The organism is Phaeodactylibacter luteus, from assembly GCF_007993045.1.
Lineage (GTDB): Bacteria > Bacteroidota > Bacteroidia > Chitinophagales > Saprospiraceae > Phaeodactylibacter > Phaeodactylibacter luteus.
In genome coordinates this window covers 1-17,416 of record NZ_VOOR01000009.1, presented here as the reverse complement: position 1 = coordinate 17,416, position 17,416 = coordinate 1, and the positions used below count along the sequence as shown (strand labels likewise).

Genomic DNA, 17,416 nt, shown 5'->3' with positions numbered 1-17,416 from the left:
AAATGGGGGGGCTTAGCATTAGGTGTAAGCCTGCTTGCTCCGTTTGTAAATGAGGTAGCCTGTGAGGGCGATAAAAAGGGCTGCGCCAATCCATAAAAAAGGAGACTCATACCATAGCTCCTGTCCTTGACCGATGGTTTTCTGGCTGCTGTAGGGGCTTTTTGATGCCCCGCCTTCCTGAGCTGACAAGAGGGTGGGGGCATGGCAAAATGCCAGGAGAAAGCAGAGCCGGGCGAGCAGGTTTTTCATGTGCGGCTTTTCTTTTAAAACGGGGGGCAGCGCCTGTATGTTCGAATAGGGGTGGGTGTAAGGTGTTGTTAAATAGGCTGTTGTGTAAACAAGCGCGCGCTTGTGGGGTTTGAGGAAGTGTTGTAGGCAGCAGCTTAGCCATGCATTTAAACTGACTTGATTAAATATGCCTTTGCACATAACCAACATCAAAGATCAACGGCTCCGGCGCCTGATAGAGCAGGTTTATGAACGCTTTAGCCCTTTGCACCCTTATGAGCTCGAAGTGCGTCAGCACCGCCTCCGTAAAACGACCATGAACGCACAGCCAGTGGTAGATGCCCGTTTTTGGCAAAAAGCCCGCCGCAGGTACCGGATCAATATTGGCGAATACCTTCAATTGCCGGGGCAGATCAACTTGGCAGGGTTGCCCAGGGAGGTGATGTCCGGATGGCTGGCCCATGAGATGGGGCATTTGTGCGACTACCGGGAGCGCTCGGCATGGGGCATGATGAAATTTGGGATAGGCTATTGGTGGCTGGCCAATTATCGTTCCGGAGCAGAGCGGCAGGCAGACCTGTACGCTATCCGGCAAGGGTTTGGGGATGAGCTGCAGGCCACCAAAATTTATATTCTGGAGCAGTCGCCGCTGCCTGATGCCTACAAGTCGCGCATCCGTAAGTATTATATGTCAGTAGACGAAGTGGCGCAGCTCATCGACGGGAAAGAGCACCCTTCTCTGCGCCTTGACCAATTAATTTAGGACAGGACAAAAGGGGGTAGATGTTGTTGTAAATCAATCCTTTATAAAATTTCGCCCCTAACTGAATACGCATTTGGCCCGCTAAGTCCAAATGTAGCGGCTTCGCCATACTCCTGCTGGCAAAGCGGGCGGGCATAAGCCCTTAATTTTTATGGAAAAACCGCTCTCCCAAGCCTACGGGCGTGCAAAATCCAGAAGGTCTTGCATGTCTTCAGCTTTCATCACCCGAGGCATTTTCACCTGCCCCCCTTTTTTCTTCCGGCTTTCCAGCCAATGGTATAGTGTATCGTTGGGCAGGGCCTGCACCCGCACCTCCTGCAAGGCCTTCGACCGTGCTACAGCATAGTTTTTGTTGCTGTCCTTAAGGAAGCGGTCGAGAATAGCAGACAGCTCCTGCTGCCCCGCATCGGTGCCCAGTACCCACTGATGGGCGAACTGCCCGGCTTCGTCTTCTACTGCTGCTACGGCAAACTCATTGATGGAGAGGCCGGCCTGCTGCTCTAAGTGCCGAACGGCAGCGTTGAGCTTTTCTTCTGAGAGCTGTGAGCCTACCACATTCAGGAAATACTTGGTACGGCCAGTAATGCGGATTTCCAGTGCTTCCAGATCAGTGAACGTGATGCAGTCGCCGATGAGATAGCGCCATGCACCGGCAGGGGTGGAGATCAGCAGGGCGTATTCCTGCCCGGGCTCCACTTCCCGCAAGGTGAAAACCTGGGGCGAATCAAGAAGGGCGCCAGTCTCGTCAAACCCCCTTTCATCAAAGGGGATGAACTCATAAAAAATGCCATGATCTACCGCCAGCTGCATATTCATTGTGCCAGGGCGGGCATTGTAAGCAAAGAAGCCTTCCGAGGCCAGATAGGTGTCCAGGTAAATCAGGGGCCGGCTGAATAGTTTTTCCAAGCTCTTCCGGTAAGGCTCGAAAGCTACGCCACCGGTAGCGTAGACCGACAGCCCCGGCCAGATATCGTGTATGGAGCTGAGCTGATGGCGCTCAATGATCGCTTTGAGCATGAGCTGAACCCAGGAAGGTATGCCAGCTAGTGCGCCGATATCCCATTGGGGCGCTGCTTCGGCTATGGCTCCCACCCGTTCATCCCAGTTGTCAATACTGGCAATTTCGAGCCCAGGCCGGTAAAACCCCCCAAACCAATTGGGGATGTTGTTGGTGTTGATGCCGCTGATCTCCCCTTCCAAGTGCCCATTGGGGTGCTGCTGCAGCTTAGCAGAACTGCCGAGCATGAGGATTTCTTTTTCGAAAAGCTCGGGGGGCAGATCGAAGCGGGCGAGGCTCTCCGCTTGTGCAAGGCCTACAGAACGGATGGACTCTAGCATTTCCCGGGTAACAGGTATGCGTTTGCTCTCCTTGCCAGTTGTGCCGGAGCTGAGGGCAAAATAAGCAGGCTGCCCTGGCCAGGTGATGTCAGGCTGCTTTTGCTGCCGCTGCCACCACATATTGTGCATGCGCTCGTAATCGAAGATGGGCACCTGCTTTTGGAAAGCGGCTACCGGGTCTTCCTCTTCCGCTATATTGCGGAAGCCGTAGTACAGGCCAAAAGAAGTGGGGGCTGCGGCCTTGATCAGCTGCAGGAGCTGTGCCTTCTGCCTGGCATAAGGGTTGAGGAGGTCGGTGGTCAGGGCGTGTTTCAGCTCGATAGCCGATTTTACAATGCTGCCTAGTATAGCCATAGTTGGATTTTCGTGATTTATTTTGAAACGCAGCAGGGCTAAGCAGGTTCGCCATAAAAATTGGCGGCAGTGCTCAAACTACGTGGGTAAACCGAAGTGTCGCTTGCGCTGAGGCTTTCCGGGCTTTAGCTTGGCACTAGCGCTGCGCAGGGGTGACAAGCCCGATAGGGCCGAGCGGATAGCGAGCCCCGGAGCATAGCGGCACCTGCCCGCTGGCAGGGGCAGGCCCCTATCCTTACGGAGGGGGCAGGCAAAAAAAACGACAATCTGGTTTGCGCCTCAAACAACTCTTCTTAATAGTATGTTAAGAAGCAGTCAGGCAAAGGCCGCCTGCTTTATTTTTGCGTATTTTAGAGGGCTATGATTGATAGCGGGCGAACGCGAATTCAAGCCTGCTCTTGCTGGTCGGGGCGCCGGCATCCCAAAAGCTCGTCACCATAAATTCTAATAGCGCGGCAACAATGAAACAGTTTTTCCTCGAGCGCCAGCTTAGCCGGATAGAACAAGAAGGCAATGATGATTTCCTGCAGATCCTCACATTTGGGGCCAACTATTACCCTACCCCTGAGCTGCAGGCTCTGCTCCGTCAACTAGATGAGCGCACGCAGCAGCTGGCACATGCCCGCCGGCTCATCCTGCTCATTGGGGCATCCACTACCCTTTGGATCGCCTTCAGCTTCCTTTTTCAGAGCCTCGATTTTACCCTAGGGGTCTACTTTACCTTGGCCATGGTCCCACTTACGATCATCGCGTTCACGATAGGCAATGTAATGATCAACAAACGCTACAAAGCAGTGCGCGATGCCCGGCTGATCGAAAAAATCATCGTAGAAGAGCTCGACCGCAGGCGCAAAGACGCCTCCATATTTTAACAGCCCGCCGGCTGTCAAAAACTGCCGTACTGCTCTCGAAAGCCCGTTTCTTATAGTTCTGTATTCAAGAATTCATACTCAAACGCTCCGGCTTTGCTGCCGAGCCCTGTCAACCGTTGTTATCTTTTTGGCGTTTTTTATGAATACTGCTCACCTGCTAAGGATGGGCAGGCCTTACTAACTAGAACAGGGATTAGCGAACAATGAGCAGAAAGCTCACCAATAAAGAGGCTTCCAAAGTACTGGAAGCCAATAATTTTGACGCCTACCAGGAAGTATTTGAGTCCTTTGGGCTCGGCACCTTATTGTTAGACCGTTCCGGCCAGATTTGTGCAGCCTCAAAGCAAATTGCTTTAGACTTGGGCTATGAGCACCAACAGCTGCTCAAAAAACGGATTTTCGAAATCAACCCACATATCAGTTTGGTCGACTGGAAAAAACGTTGGAAGCTGCTGCAGCAAACGGGGTACTTTGAGCTGGATACAGAGTATATGACGGTGCAGGAAATGCTCTATCCGGTTAGGTTGAAGTCGCTGCTGATCGAATACGACGGCAAAAGCTTTTGCCTGATGAGCGTTAAAAATCAGCTACAGGTCAACCGCTATAAAAAGTTGTTGGAGCTGACCGCTCAGGTCAGCAAAGTTGGCGGATGGGAATGGGACTTGGTCAACGATGCCATCAGCATGACCGAAGAGGTGGTCTCCCTGCTCAATATGCCGGGCAAGCCGGCTAACCGGGAAGAGCTGGAGCGCCACTTGGAAAAACGGCTCGCCCCCGAAGCCTACCGCGCTTTCAATTTGCACCTCCGCAGCGCTATCGAGTCCGGCGAGCCTGAAAGCTTCGAAGTTCATGTCCAACAGCCCGGCGGCGATTTTTCCAACCTGGCCATCACCGTTGTGCCAGAAAAATCAGAGCTGCAGACCATAAAGCTCTACGGCACCCTACAAGATATTTCTGGCTTTTCCCCTCAGGACGAGGATTTGAAATTGGCGCAATTTACACTGGACCATGCCAAAGAGATGATTTTTTGGGAAACGGCAGACGGGCGCTTCCTGTATTCCAATATGGCTGTGCAGGAGCATTTGGGGTACTCCCGCCGCGATATCCTGAACATGAAGGCCTGCGATATCGTACACAACTACAGCGATGAAGAACGGCACAGCGCTTGGGAAGAGCTCTCGGCTTCCCGCCACATGGACCGCGAAATGGGCCTCAGGGCCAAAGACGGTTCCGTCATCCCGGTCTACTGCTCGTTCAGCCTTATCCGCTTCAAAGACCAAGAGATCAACTGCATCTTTGCCAGAGACTGGCGGCGCAAAAAAGCCCGGGATGAACGGTTGCTGCTTTCCCAGTTCACCATGGACAATGCCGTGGATATGATCTTTTGGTTCACACCGGAAGGGGAGGTCCGCTATGTCAATGAGACCGCTTACCATCAGCTGGAATACACTGCTTTTGAGACTTGGGACAAGCTGTTCCCCAATGACCCCGAAGCTAAGACCAAAGCCATCTGGGAAAAGCTGGAAAAAGAGCGCCGCTTCAGTTTTGAAACCCGCATCTCCGGTGCCGATGGGGAGGAAATCCCTGTGGAGGCTTTTATCAACTACATCAGCTATGAAGGCCATGCCTATGGCTGCGCCTTTGTGCGGGATATCTCCGCTCGTATCCGCAAGAGCGTGGAGCTGGCTACCGCCCTCGATAAAGTCCAAGAACTGACCAGGCGCCTGCAGAAAGAGAACACCCTGCTCAAGGAGGAGATCAACCTCAATTACAACTTCAAAAATATCATCAGCGAAAGCCCCCGCTACAAAAAGGTGCTGCACCAGATAGAGCAGGTATCCGAAACCGACGCTACCGTCCTCATTATTGGCGAGACCGGCACGGGCAAAGAGCTGCTGGCCCGCTCCCTCCACTTGCTGAGCCGCCGCAGCGATGCTCCCATGATTAAAGTGAACTGCGCAGCATTGCCCAAGGAGCTGATCGAAAGCGAGCTGTTTGGCCACGAAAAAGGGGCTTTTACTGGCGCTTTTCAACAGAAAAAAGGCCGGTTCGAAATGGCAGATGGCGGCACGATCTTCCTGGATGAAATAGGGGAGCTCCCGCTCGACCTACAGACCAAGTTCCTCCGCGTCTTGCAGGAAGGGGAGTTTGAGCGTGTAGGCGGCAGCCTGACCCTCAAAACCAATGTCCGTGTGGTCGCAGCTACCAACCGCAATCTGGTAGATATGGTGAACGAAGGCGAATTCCGAGAAGACCTCTATTACCGGCTCAATGTTTTCCCCGTTTACAACATCCCTTTGCGGGAACGCAGAGAAGACATCCCACTGCTCGTGCGCTACTTTGTAAAGAAGTATGCCGAAAAGGCAGGGAAGAAAATTGAGGATATCCCTCAGGAGCCGCTCGATGAGCTGCTGCGCTATGCCTTCCCGGGCAACATCCGGGAGCTGGAGAATATCGTGGAAAGAGCGGTGATCCTCTCAGCCGGCAGCACGCTCAATTTGGCAGACGCCTTCCATAAAAATGCCGGCCGGCCGGGGGAAGGGCAAGAGGCTGGGTTCAAATCCTTCGAAGCTATGCAACGGGACTATATCATTCAGGCCCTTAGCCGCTGCAACTGGCGCATCAGCGGCCCCAAAGGGGCTGCCAAAATGCTGCAGCTCAACCCTCGTACCCTGGCTTCCAAAATGCGGCGGCTCGATATTCACCGCAAGGATTTTATCGACTGACCCGGTGCATCTGCGCTATTCAGTTGGGCGTACACCAAAATGCCGCAGGCGTTTAGACGGTGTTGGGATTTCACCCTTTGGGCTGCATTTGCCAAATTTCATCCTGCACTTCGTTGCTCTTCAGTCGCTTAGCTCAGGCTATTGGATTCAAGAATGGGGCCCTTTTGCCCCATTCTTGAATATATCGCGTCTTGTTCAGAATGAAATTTGACTACATTCGCTCCAAAAGCGAATTCCCAACACAGTCTTAAGCTTTTCGGGCTATATAGCCTGGCATTGGCCTAGCGCTGCGCAGGGGTGGCAAGCCCGACAGGGCCGAGCGGACAGCGAGCCCCGGAGCATAGCGGCACCTGCCCGCGGCAGGGGCAGGCCCCTATCCTTGCGGAGGGGGCAAGCAAAAAAACGGCAATCTGGTTTGTGCCCATTCAGCTTTTTATCGAACACGAAGCCCACCCCCTCCGTTGCATAAGTGTATTTTAGGTAAAATAAAAAGCTGAATATGAATTACTTGGGTTTGAGCCGCAAAGAAATGGCTAAGACAGTAGACTTGCTGAATGACTTGCTGTCCAATTATCATATCTATTATCAAAACCTCCGCAACTACCACTGGAATGTTGAGGGCAAAGCTTTTTTTGACCTCCACGAACAGTTCGAAGCTTTGTACGATGATGCAAAGCTCAAAATTGACGAAATAGCAGAGCGCATCCTGACCCTTAGGCTGCGGCCGGTGAGCAAAATGTCGGCTTACCTGGAAAGAGCGGAAATCAAAGAGGCCGAAATCACCACCAATGAAATGGCAATGGCCGAAACGGTGCTGGACAACCACAGGGTCTTGATCGCCAATATGCGCGAGGTCATCAGAGCGGCAGGCAAAGTGGAAGATGAGGGCACTATCGATATGATAGGTGGGTTCCTCGGGAGCTTAGAAAAAGCGAGCTGGATGCTCGATGCCTGGCACGCCCGCAAGGAAGCGCATGCCACGGCATAGGGCGCCCCCCGCCTGTGGCAGGGGATTGAGCATAAACAAAAAACGAAATTGTCGGACTATGAAACTGAACAGATACTCCTCCGTTGTGCATGCTACTCAGGCACTGCAAAAACGGGGGTACACGACCGAGTTCAAATTGAAGGAAAAGGGGAAAATGCAGAACCTGAAGACTAAACGCATGTACAGCCCTTCAGATATGGAAATTGCAGAGTATCACCGTTTTGAAGGGGCGTCCAACCCCAGTGATATGTCTATCGTTTTTGCGGTAGAAGCTAGAGACGGCGCCAAGGGCATTATCATTTCTTCCTACGGGATGTACGCAGACATGGACATGGTCGCGTTTATGGACAAGGTGAAAATCAAGAAGCGGGCCACTGCTTAGCAAGCCGATCTCATAGCGCTTCATGGGCTGTCCCTTCAGGAGCTGCCCTAGGAGGCAGGCAGGTTTGGGGGCTGCCCCTGCCTGAGGGCAGGTGCCGCTATGCTACGGGGCTCGCTGTCCGCTCGGCCCTGTCGGGCTTGCCACCCCTTCGAAGCGCTAGCCCGGCCCCACCATAAAGCTGAGAAAGCCTAGGCCCCTGCGGTACTTTGGCTTATAGCGGCAGTGCCCATCAGAAATACAGCGCCTTTTGGTTTGTACGAGCTTCTTCGGATGGCTGCCCGGGCAAAAGCCCGCGCCATTTCCGAAGGGGCTTTTGTACGTTGAGAGCATCGATTGCCATAATTTAACGATATTGTAGGGGCTGCTTTGATCAAGCGTTTGCCCTTCATCAGTACACCAATAACCAACAAGACACATGCGGAGCGACTCCATCAACCTGAACCGCCTGGCCTCCCTGCTCATCATCCTGTTTTTGGGAGGGTACCTCATTATCATCGGGCAAGCCATACTTGCGCCTTTGTCCTTCGCAGCCCTGTTCGCTTTTTTGCTGCTCCCCATTTCCCGCAAGGTAGAGCGCTGGGTATCCAACCGCCCGCTCGCTATCATTTTAGCCATGCTCATTGCAATCTTGCCTGTGCTCGTGCTGATTGTCCTGTTCTCTGTCCAATTTGGCGCTGTAGTGGATGATATGCCAGCAATAGGGGACCGCCTGCGCTCAGGCTTTGATGAGCTCCTGGCTTTCCTTCAACAATATATTGCAGTGGACACGCAGAGCTTGGAGGAGTCTATAAAGGCCAACTTCAGCAAAATCATTGAAGCCCCGCTGCAGATCTTGGGCAAGAGCCTGAGCTCAGGCTCCAATATCCTCATCAGCCTGCTGCTGACCTTGCTGTTCACTTTTTTTATCATGCTGTACCGCACTTCTTTCAAGAACTTCCTGCTGATGCAGTTCTCCCGTCAGCGGCGAGAGGAAGCGGAAGAGCTGACCCGTCAAGTAGAGCAGGTGCTCAAAGAGTACCTCTTCGGCCTGGGGGCTGTCATATTGATACTCGGGGTGCTTAACAGCTTGGGGCTGTGGCTCATCGGCATAAGCTATGCTTGGTTTTGGGGCTTCCTGGCTGCCTGCCTTGCTATCATCCCCTACATCGGCACCACGCTCGGGGGGACACTGCCGTTCATTTACGCATTGGCTACTACCGGCACACTCTGGCAGCCCGCAGCGGTAGTGCTACTGTACATGAGCGTACAGACGCTTGAGGGCAACTTTATAACCCCTAAAGTCGTAGGGAGCAGCGTGAGCATCAACCCTATGGCAGCCATCTTATTCCTTTTTGTGGGGGGGATGTTCTGGGGCGTTGCCGGCTTGATCCTGGCCCTGCCCTTTGTGGCGGTCCTTAAGGTGGTCATGGAGCATATCGACCCGCTCAAGCCGGTGAGCGAGCTCTTGAGCAGCGACATCTTCACCGACAGCGAAAAGTTCCTCAACGAGTACGACCAAGACCGTTTCCGGCTGACCCATTACTTCAGCCGGCATAAAAGAAAGAACGGCAGCCTTTAGCCTGATCGCACTAAATCTTGAGCTCTGGGATAGCGAAGTACCGGTGCAGAAAAGCATCAAATTCTTTCAGCAGGGTCTTGAAGTACTTCCGGAAATGCCGGACCTCAGAAAAGGCGTGCTCCCGCACTTGCGCGGAATAGGCCAGGGCTTCGCGCAGCTGTTTGTTCAGCCGCTGCAGGTTGAGCCGCTGCAGTAGGAATTGGTTTTGAAAATGCTCAACTTTTGCCCGGTCTTCTTCAGATTGGGCTTTCAGCAGTACTTCTTCTAAGCTCCATTCGCAATTGCGGATTTCCTGCTCATAAAACCGGATTTCCTTAAACCAGCTTTTAAGGGTAAACGCGTTTTGGGGGTCACTTACCTGATTCATGGCTTCAACTTTTTTGAGCTGCCTCTTCGGCAAGCCCTGATGAACAAATATGCAATCCTGGCTAGGCCAGGGTGCAGGCATCGTAAAAAAGCAAAGACTGGTATAGTAAGTAGATGGGGAGGCTTTTGCCAGAAAGGGGAGCGGCGTAGAGATGCTCAGCCACCTGCTGCGGTACCGCTTGGCGTGGGCTTGGCGTGGGCAGTATGCTGCTGCCACAGCCCGAGAACGGGTCTGGCTCAAAGCTTAAAGCGGTTTCATCCGTTGGGGCATCAATGTTCTGGCTTACGTATTTCACTCCCCAGCCGGCATGGGCTTTTACAGGCGCCAATACCCCGCTGAAGGGGCTGCAGGCAACGGCTGCAATGGACAGTAGGGAAATGATATTGCGTAATGCCCTCATGGACTTGGTCTTTGTTTGAAATCCCCCCCCGTCGGCAGTCCGGTCAGGGGGATAAAATTTCAAAGCTTTTTGGTCATGCTAAGTGACATCTATAACCCAGTTTGGGGCAGAGTAGTTGCCTACCGGCAAAAAATTAAGACACCCCTTAACGCTTCTTTAACAACTGCAAAGGGCTATTGGGGAGGGGAGAAAATCATCTTCCCGCTTGCGCCCACGGGGCTCCATAGTGGCCCATTGAGCAGTATCCGTTGTGCAAGGGAATCTGCTTCAGGGGAGGCTCCTTCGAGAATGCTGATGCGAGCGGGCCGGCCGGACTCGTCTACCTCAAAAGCGAGTACGACCCTGCCTGCCCGGGGCAAGCGGGGGTAGGCTTGGTGCCAAGCTTTTAACAGCAGTAGAGTATCCGCTGACGCCTGTATGCGGGCAGGCCCGCCAAAAGCTGAAGGGGCTGCACGCTCCATCTTCGCCTTTGGCGGAGGGGGGCTCTGCAGGGGCACAGCGGGTGCGTCCGCTGCAGCATCCTCCATGGCCATTTCAGTACTGAATGTGGCAGGCTCATTAGCTTCAGTGCCATTGGCATCTTCTTCCAGTTGGGCGAGCACGGGCGGTTGGGGCGGCGGGGCAGTTTTTTCTTTATCGGACTCCGGCCTTGCTACAGGAGGTGGGGCAGCCAGAGGAGAGGGCACTCCTTCAGGGCGGGCTGTTTGTGGGGCGGGAGCGGGCAAAGGGGCAGCGGCAGGCGGCCGTGTGCCCTCCGTGGCCGGTTTGGCAGCCTCCATAGCCAGCTCCCGGGCGCTGTCATCCCCCTTTTGCAGCCATAAGGCCGCCGCAAGTACCAGCCCTGCGGCCACTGCTGCAGCGGCGATCGCACCAGGCCGCAGCCGGCGGCCGCCCACTGTGCGCAAACGGGCGCGTACCCGGCGTACGGCTTCGTCGTGCTCCGCTTCGGGCACTTCCCGGAGCCCTTCCATGGCTTCCTTCAGCACAGCATCTTTCAAGGCCAGGCGGTCGAGCTCAGCCTCTTCGCCCTTGCTGATGTCGCCAGAGAGGTACTTTTGCAGCAGATGTGCTGCCCGTGGTGTCGGTTGATGCTCAGGCACGATGAATCAATTTTTCCATGCAGATGCGCAGGTTCCGCCTGCCATTTTGAATATAAGAGCGCACACGCCCTACCGTCTCTTGCCGGCTTTGGGCTATTTCCTTGTAGGAGTAGCCTGAGAGGTAAAATTCCTCAATGCACTGCTGTTGGGCAGGGGGCAGACCGGAAAGGCAACTGCGCAGGGCCTTGAGCTGTGCTTCCTCCTCCGGCCACTCAAGGGTATGATGCCGCTGATCGGCAGATTGCATAAGCTCGGGCGGGGTATTTTCTTCCCGCTGTACCGCTGCTTTGCGCAAATGCATCAGGCAGTGGTTCCGGGCCAGGGCGTGCAGCCAGCCAACAAAATGCTGTATGTCATGTTCCAGCACCTTGTTTACCAGCAGTTCATAAACAGCCATGCAGACATCCTCTGCCTGCTGCTGATCTTTGAAATACTTGAGCCCAATGCCGTACACCAGAGGCACATGCCGGCTGAACAAGGCAGCGAGCAGGTGCTGATCGCCACTCTGCCGGTACTGCCGCAGAAGGGCTTCGTCGGGGAGGTCGTCAGGTGCTGCCTTTCTGAAAATACGGAGCATGCCGGGAATCTTTAATTTGGTGCGCAGCCGAAATTTACACATTTTGGCGAAAGCCGATCCCTTTTCTGGATAAGCCCCTGTCTATCAAATAAATTAATGCCAAATTAACGGCTAGAAAGAGCGGGGCGTTGAAATTAAACCTATCTTTGCGCCTTCTTTTGGAAAGCGCCCTGCAGCGCTGTCATAACTTAGGACTTTTTATGGAAATTAGAAACATCGCCATTATTGCTCACGTTGACCACGGCAAAACTACGCTGGTGGACAAAATGATCCTGGCTGGGCAGCTCTTCGCTGACCACGAAAAGCCGGGCGAGCTGATTCTGGACAACAACGACCTGGAGCGTGAGCGGGGGATTACTATCCTTTCCAAAAACGTTTCCATTACCTATAAAGGGGTAAAAATCAACATCATCGACACCCCGGGCCACAGCGACTTTGGCGGGGAAGTAGAGCGCGTGCTCAATATGGCTGATGGTGTGCTTTTGTTGGTGGACGCCTTCGAGGGGCCTATGCCTCAGACCCGCTTTGTAACCCAAAAAGCCATTGAACTGGGCCTTAAGCCCATCGTCGTGGTCAATAAGGTGGACAAAGAGAACTGTACGCCCGATGAAGCTCAGGAAGCGGTTTTCGACCTCATGTTCAACCTGGAGGCTACCGAAGATCAGCTCGACTTCCCAACAGTGTACGGCTCTGCTAAGTTTGGCTGGATGAGCCACGACTGGCGGGAAAAGACAGATAATATCGCCCCGCTTTTGGATACCATCCTGGAGCACATCCCTGCCCCTAAGGTTGACGAAGGCACTCCTCAGATGCTGATCACCTCCCTCGATTTCTCCAAGTACATCGGCCGTATCGCAGTAGGCCGCCTACAGCGCGGGGAGCTGCGCGCAGGGCAGCCGGTTTCTGTGGTGAAAAAGGACGGCAGCATACAGAAAAGCCGCATCAAGAACCTCTACGTCTTTGATGGTTTCGAACGGACTGAGGTACAGCAGGTAGTCGCTGGCGAAATCTGTGCCGTCTTTGGTATCGAAGGCTTCGAAATCGGTGATACGATCGCCGACCACGAAGAGCCGGAAGGCCTGCCGACGATTGCCATCGATGAGCCTACGATGAGCATGGTCTTTACCATTAATGATTCCCCCTTCTTCGGCAAAGAAGGGAAATACGTGACTTCCCGCCACATTAAAGACCGCCTGACTCAGGAGCTGGAGCGCAACCTCGCCCTGCGTGTAGAAGAGACCGACTCTGCGGATACCTTCCGCGTTTTTGGCCGTGGGGTACTCCACTTGGCAGTCCTTATCGAGACTATGCGCCGGGAGGGCTACGAGCTGCAGATCGGGCAGCCGCAGGTTATCAACAAGCGTATTGACGGGGTAGTGCACGAACCGGTGGAAGAGCTGACGATCGATATCCCTGAGCCGCAATCTGGCACTGCCATCGATATGGTCACCCGCCGCAAAGGCGTCATGCTCTCTATGGAGCCAAAAGGCGACCGCATACAGCTGCGCTTTGAAATCCCCTCCCGGGGCATCATCGGGCTGCGAAGCCAAATGCTGACCGCTACTGCCGGGGAAGCCATTATGACACACCGCTTCCTGGAGTTTCAGCCGCACAAAGGGGACATCCCCGGCCGCATCAACGGCTCCCTTATTTCTATGGAAACGGGCACCTCCATTCCTTACAGCATCAACAACCTTCAGGACCGTGGCAAATTCTTCATTGCTGCCGGCGATGAGGTGTACGAAGGCCAGGTCGTAGGCGAGAACAGCCGCCCGGGCGACCTCGTTGTGAACCTGACTAAGACCAAGAAGCTGACCAATATGCGCTCTTCTGGCGCAGATGATAAGCTGAAGCTCATCCCGCCACGGGTGTTCAGCCTGGAGGAAGCTTTGGAATACATTCAGGAGGATGAATTTGTGGAGGTCACTCCGGAATCGATCCGCCTGCGCAAAATGCACCTCAAGGAGCACGAGCGCAAACGCGCAAAGAATAAGGCACTGGCTTAGCCCTTGCCCCTCCACTAATTTTAGCCGTGCTGCTCAGCAGCAATGCGATACCGCCGGTTTGCAGCAAGTGCAAGCCGGCGGTGCTGTTTCAGGCCGGGGCCTGCCGGGCTGCGGCCCGCAATATGAGGTATTGGGCTGCGATATAGGTGCTCATGATGAGCAGGCGGGAGGCCGGCACAGGATGTGCAAACTTGTTGATGGCAATGAGGGAGTCGGATAAGAGGAAAAAGGCTACCCCCGCCATGAGCCCCCAAAAGCGGGGCTGTGCCCAGACGGTCTTTAGGTTGTAGGCCAAGGCTGCCATGAGCGTGATGGCCAGGGCATAAACCGCTACCGGAGCCCTGAGCCCTGGCTCGAGCCCCGGCCACAGATATCCCAATATCGCCAAGAGGTACAATAAGAATGGCCAGGCTGCCCAAGGTTTTCCGGCAAGCGCCCCTCCTTTTGCGGCCGCCTTCCAGAACGCTACGCCATAGCTGACTTGGGCAATCAGGAAGCTCCCTAGCCCCGCCAGGAAAAACTCAGCCCGCCCAGGGCCATGCTCTACCATCATCAGCAGTACGTCCCCGCCCCAAGAAGCGGCTACCGCCGCCATCAGCCACGGTTTTAATGGGGAAGCAGGGGCCACTTGGTGAAACCATAGCCCCAGCAAGGGCATCAGCAGTGGTTTGGAAGCCAGGGCCAGCCCGGCAACCTCGTAGTGCTCGCCAAAAAGATTGGCCAAAGCAGCTAAAAAGAACAGAAAGAGCCATATCCGCTGCATCCGTATTTTGAATAGGTGAGGGCGCTAAGCTACAGTATTTTGGCGGTTGGTGGGAGGGATAGGGGGCAAACTAGACCCAGGTCATCTTGATATCCATTTCCAGTAGCGTCAGCGGTTGCTCGGGCTGTGCCCGCAGGTGCTGTACATACGAGCGGCCGACCTTCTTCAACCGGCTCAGTAGCAGGCTATTGCTACGCATCAGGCGGTATGCCTTCTTGTGATTGATCTGGTAGCCCCGCAGCTGCAAATAAGGCGTCATGCGTTTATAGCCACAGTGCAGGTTATCGTCCTGCTGGACCTCTTGGATCAGCTCGACGACCTCCTCGTTGGGCCGCTCGCTGGACAGCCCGTCTTCGTCCTGATAGAGCGTATAGGCCGATGCCGGACAGCCCGGCCGAGAAGCACTGTCCGCACGGCCAGCAGCCGGCGGACGGTAGTAGTACTGATGGCGCGTCAGGCCGAAAGCCTGTAGCGCCAGGGACAGACGCAGCCCCTGATGCTGGAAGTCACGTACGCGCGATCGCTTCTCGGACGGGCTTAGGGCTTTACTCGCGCTTCCTTTAACGCGTGGATCATCAACTCTTTTATCACTATGATTTATTTATTAGCAGGCAAACTCGATCTTAGGCACCCACACAAATTCGCATAGAGCCTTTATATTGTTCGTTTGATAATTCAATCTTCTGGTCCATCTTATTCTTTATTGCAAGTCTGGTAATTCTTTTCTTTTCAGTAACAATTCTATACTTCTTGCTTTACCCGCTTCTCTTTTGATAAATCCTTTGATCTCTAATGTTTTCAGCATATCATTTACATTCGCAGGATTTGTAACAAAATATTTTTGAAAATCTGAATGTGCAGGTGATTCATTGTTCAACTTCCTGTAATAATAGATAAAACTTAAATATTGACCTTGTTTTTTCGTGTATTTCATTTCAACATTATTCGTTTTGGTCTATTCTATTTTTGCACCTAACGGTCAGGCTAAATGCAGTAGCCGACGAATGGAGGCTATTGACATTTTAGCCTTTGTGTGTGCCCGGAATGGGCTCCCCTCGCTATAAAGATAGCGAGTTTTCTAAGTGGTGCAAGTCCACTGTCAGCGAGTTGGTGAAGCTGCCTAGCAAGCCGCAAGGGCGCGTGGGGCGGCTCCGGGCCTCTCTGCAAATGCTGGTACGGACCCTGATACGCTAAAGCTACAGGGCAGGCTGAACAGGAACCGTATAAGAGGCTGTTCAGGGTGGCCAAGGCAGCACATCATGTCAAAGGCCGCAACCAACAAACCCTGAGCAGTAGATACGGCCGGGATCAGCAGAAAGAGGGAGGTCTTACCCGGGGAGGTCTTGAACTAGGTTCGGTATTCCTATAGATCAAGAAGTCAGCCGAAGGCATATCAGGGAGGCAAACCGGGATAAACGGGGGAACGCCATCGTTGCTAGTAACCGTCCCCGAGAGGCTAGCCTGAAGGCCTGAACGTGAATCGCCGGAACAACCGGTGGGTGTGGGATCGACTTGGACCGCCGACCGCTTTGCGGGCGTAGTCAGTCCTACAGTTACCGCAAGGGAAGGCAAGACATTTTCACCAAGGAAAGACTAGCCAAACGCGGGTATAAGTCTTTCCTCGATTATTATGAACAACTTTTCCATGGTTCACGAACCGCTTAGTACGAGGTCCGTACGCTAAGTGGTGTGAGAGGGATAAGGAGTGGTAATTTTGCCGCTCCTTACGGGCGTGAACCAAAATGTCGCAGGCGTTTATGCTTTTGGGGCTCTAGTGCCTCAAGCCATAAATCCTTGCCACCCCAAGTTTCGTTCTTTTCCGCCTACTCTTCGTTAAAGAACCGCTCCTTTAGCTCGGGCTAAAGTCGCTAACCTTCGCCTTGATTAGCCGGAAAATAACTTCAACTTAAGTATCAGCGATTTATGGCTTAAGGCTCTAGCCTGGCATTGGCCTAGCGCTGCGAAGGGGCGGCAGGCCTGATAAGGCCGAGCGAAGAGCGAGCCCCGTAGCATAGCGGCACCTGCCCTCACGGCAGGGGCAGGCCCCCAAAAAAAACGACAATCTGGTTTGCGCCCCTCCTTACCTACTCGATTCTGCGCAGGGTCCACCTTTGATCTTTATCCCAAATCTTAAGCAGCAATTAAATCTGAAGGGTTTATATTAAGTTCTTGAAGCTTCTCTTTTAGTTCTCCTAAAAACTGTTCTCTCCGATACTTATACTGTATCAGCATTAAATCTTCTTGATCCCCTTTATCTTCATGCAAGGAGATCATCTCGTCAACCGACTGTATTTGTTCTAATAAATCGGATATCCTCGCTATTCTTTCGTCTTTGATCTTTACATTTTCCATTTGATCTAGTCTTTTTCTTTGAATTCAAGCTCAACATACCCTTTTGTATACCTCTTCCACCTTTTGTCTTTCCGGCTCTTCGTAAACCAATCGTTCCAATACAAGATATCTGACTTGGTATGATTCCTCAATTTATGACCTTCTGAGTAGACAATCAACAGGTAGGCATCTAATCCATATCTTTTCAGGGCATCATTCCTGATAAATTCTCTTCTGATGATATCTTCTTTCTCGTTAGCCACTGAGAAATCAACCAGGCTGACAAAATCTATATCGTTCGGATTTTTCTTACTCGTGACAAAGCTGCCGTTTATCCATTGGGTAAAATTGCCGGTTACCTTATCCTTAAAGTTTTCGGTATAGTCCAAATACTTATCGAACAGACCGTATCTAGTCGAATCTTCATCGAAGGAATCTACGAAGGTGGATTTAAATGCTCGGGCATCTAATTTTATTCGCTCATAAGGTTTCAAATTACCTCGAATATCAAAACTTGGTTCCATCCATTCATTTTATTCTGAGACCAATCTAACATTTATTTACGAAAATCGTCCAGATTCCATTTTTGGGTTTATCCTCCTTGCACAGAACGGTCAGGCTAGCCGCAGTACGAAGCATCGCGGAGTATTGTCGGCTAGCCAA

Annotated in this window: 19 protein-coding genes; 8 read left to right on the top strand and 11 right to left on the bottom strand. The window is 53.0% G+C overall.

What is annotated here, in order from left to right:
- Positions 1 to 18 precede the first annotated feature (18 nt).
- Positions 19 to 249 carry a hypothetical protein gene (locus tag FRY97_RS06045; RefSeq protein ID WP_147166548.1) on the bottom strand — a complete coding sequence of 77 codons (231 nt, stop codon included), beginning with the start codon at positions 247 to 249 and terminating at the stop codon, positions 19 to 21.
- A gap of 166 nt (positions 250 to 415) precedes the next feature.
- Between FRY97_RS06045 and FRY97_RS06040 the strand changes: the two genes are divergently transcribed.
- Positions 416 to 991: a hypothetical protein gene (locus FRY97_RS06040; RefSeq protein ID WP_147166547.1), complete on the top strand. Its 576-nt coding sequence runs from the start codon at positions 416 to 418 to the stop codon at positions 989 to 991.
- Between the two features lie 174 nt (positions 992 to 1,165).
- On the opposite strand, the gene FRY97_RS06035 is transcribed toward FRY97_RS06040, so the two are convergent.
- On the bottom strand, positions 1,166 to 2,683 hold the full coding sequence (locus tag FRY97_RS06035; RefSeq protein WP_147166546.1) for a GH3 family domain-containing protein: 1,518 nt from the start codon (positions 2,681 to 2,683) through the stop codon (positions 1,166 to 1,168).
- Positions 2,684 to 3,144: 461 nt separating this feature from the next.
- Here FRY97_RS06035 and FRY97_RS06030 point away from each other — a divergent pair, with 461 nt between their 5' ends.
- The 5 genes from FRY97_RS06030 (at position 3,145) to FRY97_RS06010 (ending at position 9,209) form a co-directional block, all read left to right on the top strand.
- Positions 3,145 to 3,555, top strand: a complete 411-nt coding sequence (locus FRY97_RS06030; protein ID WP_147166545.1) for a hypothetical protein — start codon at positions 3,145 to 3,147, stop codon at positions 3,553 to 3,555.
- Positions 3,556 to 3,758: 203 nt separating this feature from the next.
- A complete protein-coding gene (locus FRY97_RS06025; protein WP_147166544.1) occupies positions 3,759 to 6,281 on the top strand; it encodes a sigma 54-interacting transcriptional regulator in 2,523 nt (840 codons plus the stop codon).
- Positions 6,282 to 6,780: 499 nt separating this feature from the next.
- Positions 6,781 to 7,269: a Dps family protein gene (locus FRY97_RS06020; protein ID WP_147166543.1), complete on the top strand. Its 489-nt coding sequence runs from the start codon at positions 6,781 to 6,783 to the stop codon at positions 7,267 to 7,269.
- A gap of 58 nt (positions 7,270 to 7,327) precedes the next feature.
- Positions 7,328 to 7,651 (top strand): phosphoribosylpyrophosphate synthetase, encoded by a 324-nt coding sequence (locus FRY97_RS06015; protein WP_147166542.1) that lies wholly within the window; start codon positions 7,328 to 7,330, stop codon positions 7,649 to 7,651.
- 415 nt (positions 7,652 to 8,066) lie between these two features.
- Positions 8,067 to 9,209 carry an AI-2E family transporter gene (locus tag FRY97_RS06010; RefSeq protein ID WP_147166541.1) on the top strand — a complete coding sequence of 381 codons (1,143 nt, stop codon included), beginning with the start codon at positions 8,067 to 8,069 and terminating at the stop codon, positions 9,207 to 9,209.
- 10 nt (positions 9,210 to 9,219) lie between these two features.
- Here the strand turns inward: FRY97_RS06010 and FRY97_RS06005 are convergent, their stop codons facing one another.
- The 4 genes from FRY97_RS06005 to FRY97_RS05990 all read right to left on the bottom strand — a co-directional run bounded on the left by FRY97_RS06005 (position 9,220) and on the right by FRY97_RS05990 (position 11,653).
- Entirely contained in the window at positions 9,220 to 9,576 is a 357-nt protein-coding gene (locus tag FRY97_RS06005; RefSeq protein ID WP_147166540.1) for a hypothetical protein, read from the bottom strand.
- Between the two features lie 61 nt (positions 9,577 to 9,637).
- Positions 9,638 to 9,976: a hypothetical protein gene (locus tag FRY97_RS06000; RefSeq protein WP_147166539.1), complete on the bottom strand. Its 339-nt coding sequence runs from the start codon at positions 9,974 to 9,976 to the stop codon at positions 9,638 to 9,640.
- A 173-nt stretch (positions 9,977 to 10,149) separates the two neighbouring features.
- Complete coding sequence (locus tag FRY97_RS05995) at positions 10,150 to 11,076, bottom strand: hypothetical protein (protein WP_147166538.1); 927 nt, start codon at positions 11,074 to 11,076, stop codon at positions 10,150 to 10,152.
- Entirely contained in the window at positions 11,069 to 11,653 is a 585-nt protein-coding gene (locus tag FRY97_RS05990; protein ID WP_170254524.1) for an RNA polymerase sigma factor, read from the bottom strand. Before FRY97_RS05990 ends, FRY97_RS05995 begins: the two co-directional genes overlap by 8 nt.
- Before the next feature lie 200 nt (positions 11,654 to 11,853).
- Between FRY97_RS05990 and typA the strand changes: the two genes are divergently transcribed.
- Positions 11,854 to 13,659, top strand: a complete 1,806-nt coding sequence (gene typA, locus FRY97_RS05985; RefSeq protein WP_147166536.1) for a translational GTPase TypA — start codon at positions 11,854 to 11,856, stop codon at positions 13,657 to 13,659.
- Between the two features lie 88 nt (positions 13,660 to 13,747).
- On the opposite strand, the gene FRY97_RS05980 is transcribed toward typA, so the two are convergent.
- A complete protein-coding gene (locus FRY97_RS05980) occupies positions 13,748 to 14,422 on the bottom strand; it encodes a lysoplasmalogenase (protein WP_147166535.1) in 675 nt (224 codons plus the stop codon).
- A gap of 70 nt (positions 14,423 to 14,492) precedes the next feature.
- Positions 14,493 to 14,702, bottom strand: coding sequence for an IS3 family transposase (locus FRY97_RS23125; RefSeq protein ID WP_246141601.1), 210 nt, complete (start codon positions 14,700 to 14,702; stop codon positions 14,493 to 14,495).
- Here FRY97_RS23125 and FRY97_RS23120 point away from each other — a divergent pair.
- Positions 14,697 to 14,894, top strand: coding sequence for a hypothetical protein (locus FRY97_RS23120; RefSeq protein WP_246141594.1), 198 nt, complete (start codon positions 14,697 to 14,699; stop codon positions 14,892 to 14,894). The genes FRY97_RS23125 and FRY97_RS23120 overlap by 6 nt on opposite strands.
- Positions 14,895 to 15,122: 228 nt before the next feature.
- Here FRY97_RS23120 and FRY97_RS05970 read toward each other — a convergent pair whose 3' ends face one another.
- The 3 genes from FRY97_RS05970 to FRY97_RS05960 all read right to left on the bottom strand — a co-directional run bounded on the left by FRY97_RS05970 (position 15,123) and on the right by FRY97_RS05960 (position 17,277).
- Positions 15,123 to 15,356 (bottom strand): LexA family protein, encoded by a 234-nt coding sequence (locus tag FRY97_RS05970; protein ID WP_147166533.1) that lies wholly within the window; start codon positions 15,354 to 15,356, stop codon positions 15,123 to 15,125.
- A gap of 1,196 nt (positions 15,357 to 16,552) precedes the next feature.
- Positions 16,553 to 16,774, bottom strand: a complete 222-nt coding sequence (locus FRY97_RS05965) for a hypothetical protein (RefSeq protein WP_147166532.1) — start codon at positions 16,772 to 16,774, stop codon at positions 16,553 to 16,555.
- Between the two features lie 5 nt (positions 16,775 to 16,779).
- On the bottom strand, positions 16,780 to 17,277 hold the full coding sequence (locus FRY97_RS05960) for a DUF6932 family protein (RefSeq protein WP_147166531.1): 498 nt from the start codon (positions 17,275 to 17,277) through the stop codon (positions 16,780 to 16,782).
- Positions 17,278 to 17,416: the final 139 nt, after the last annotated feature.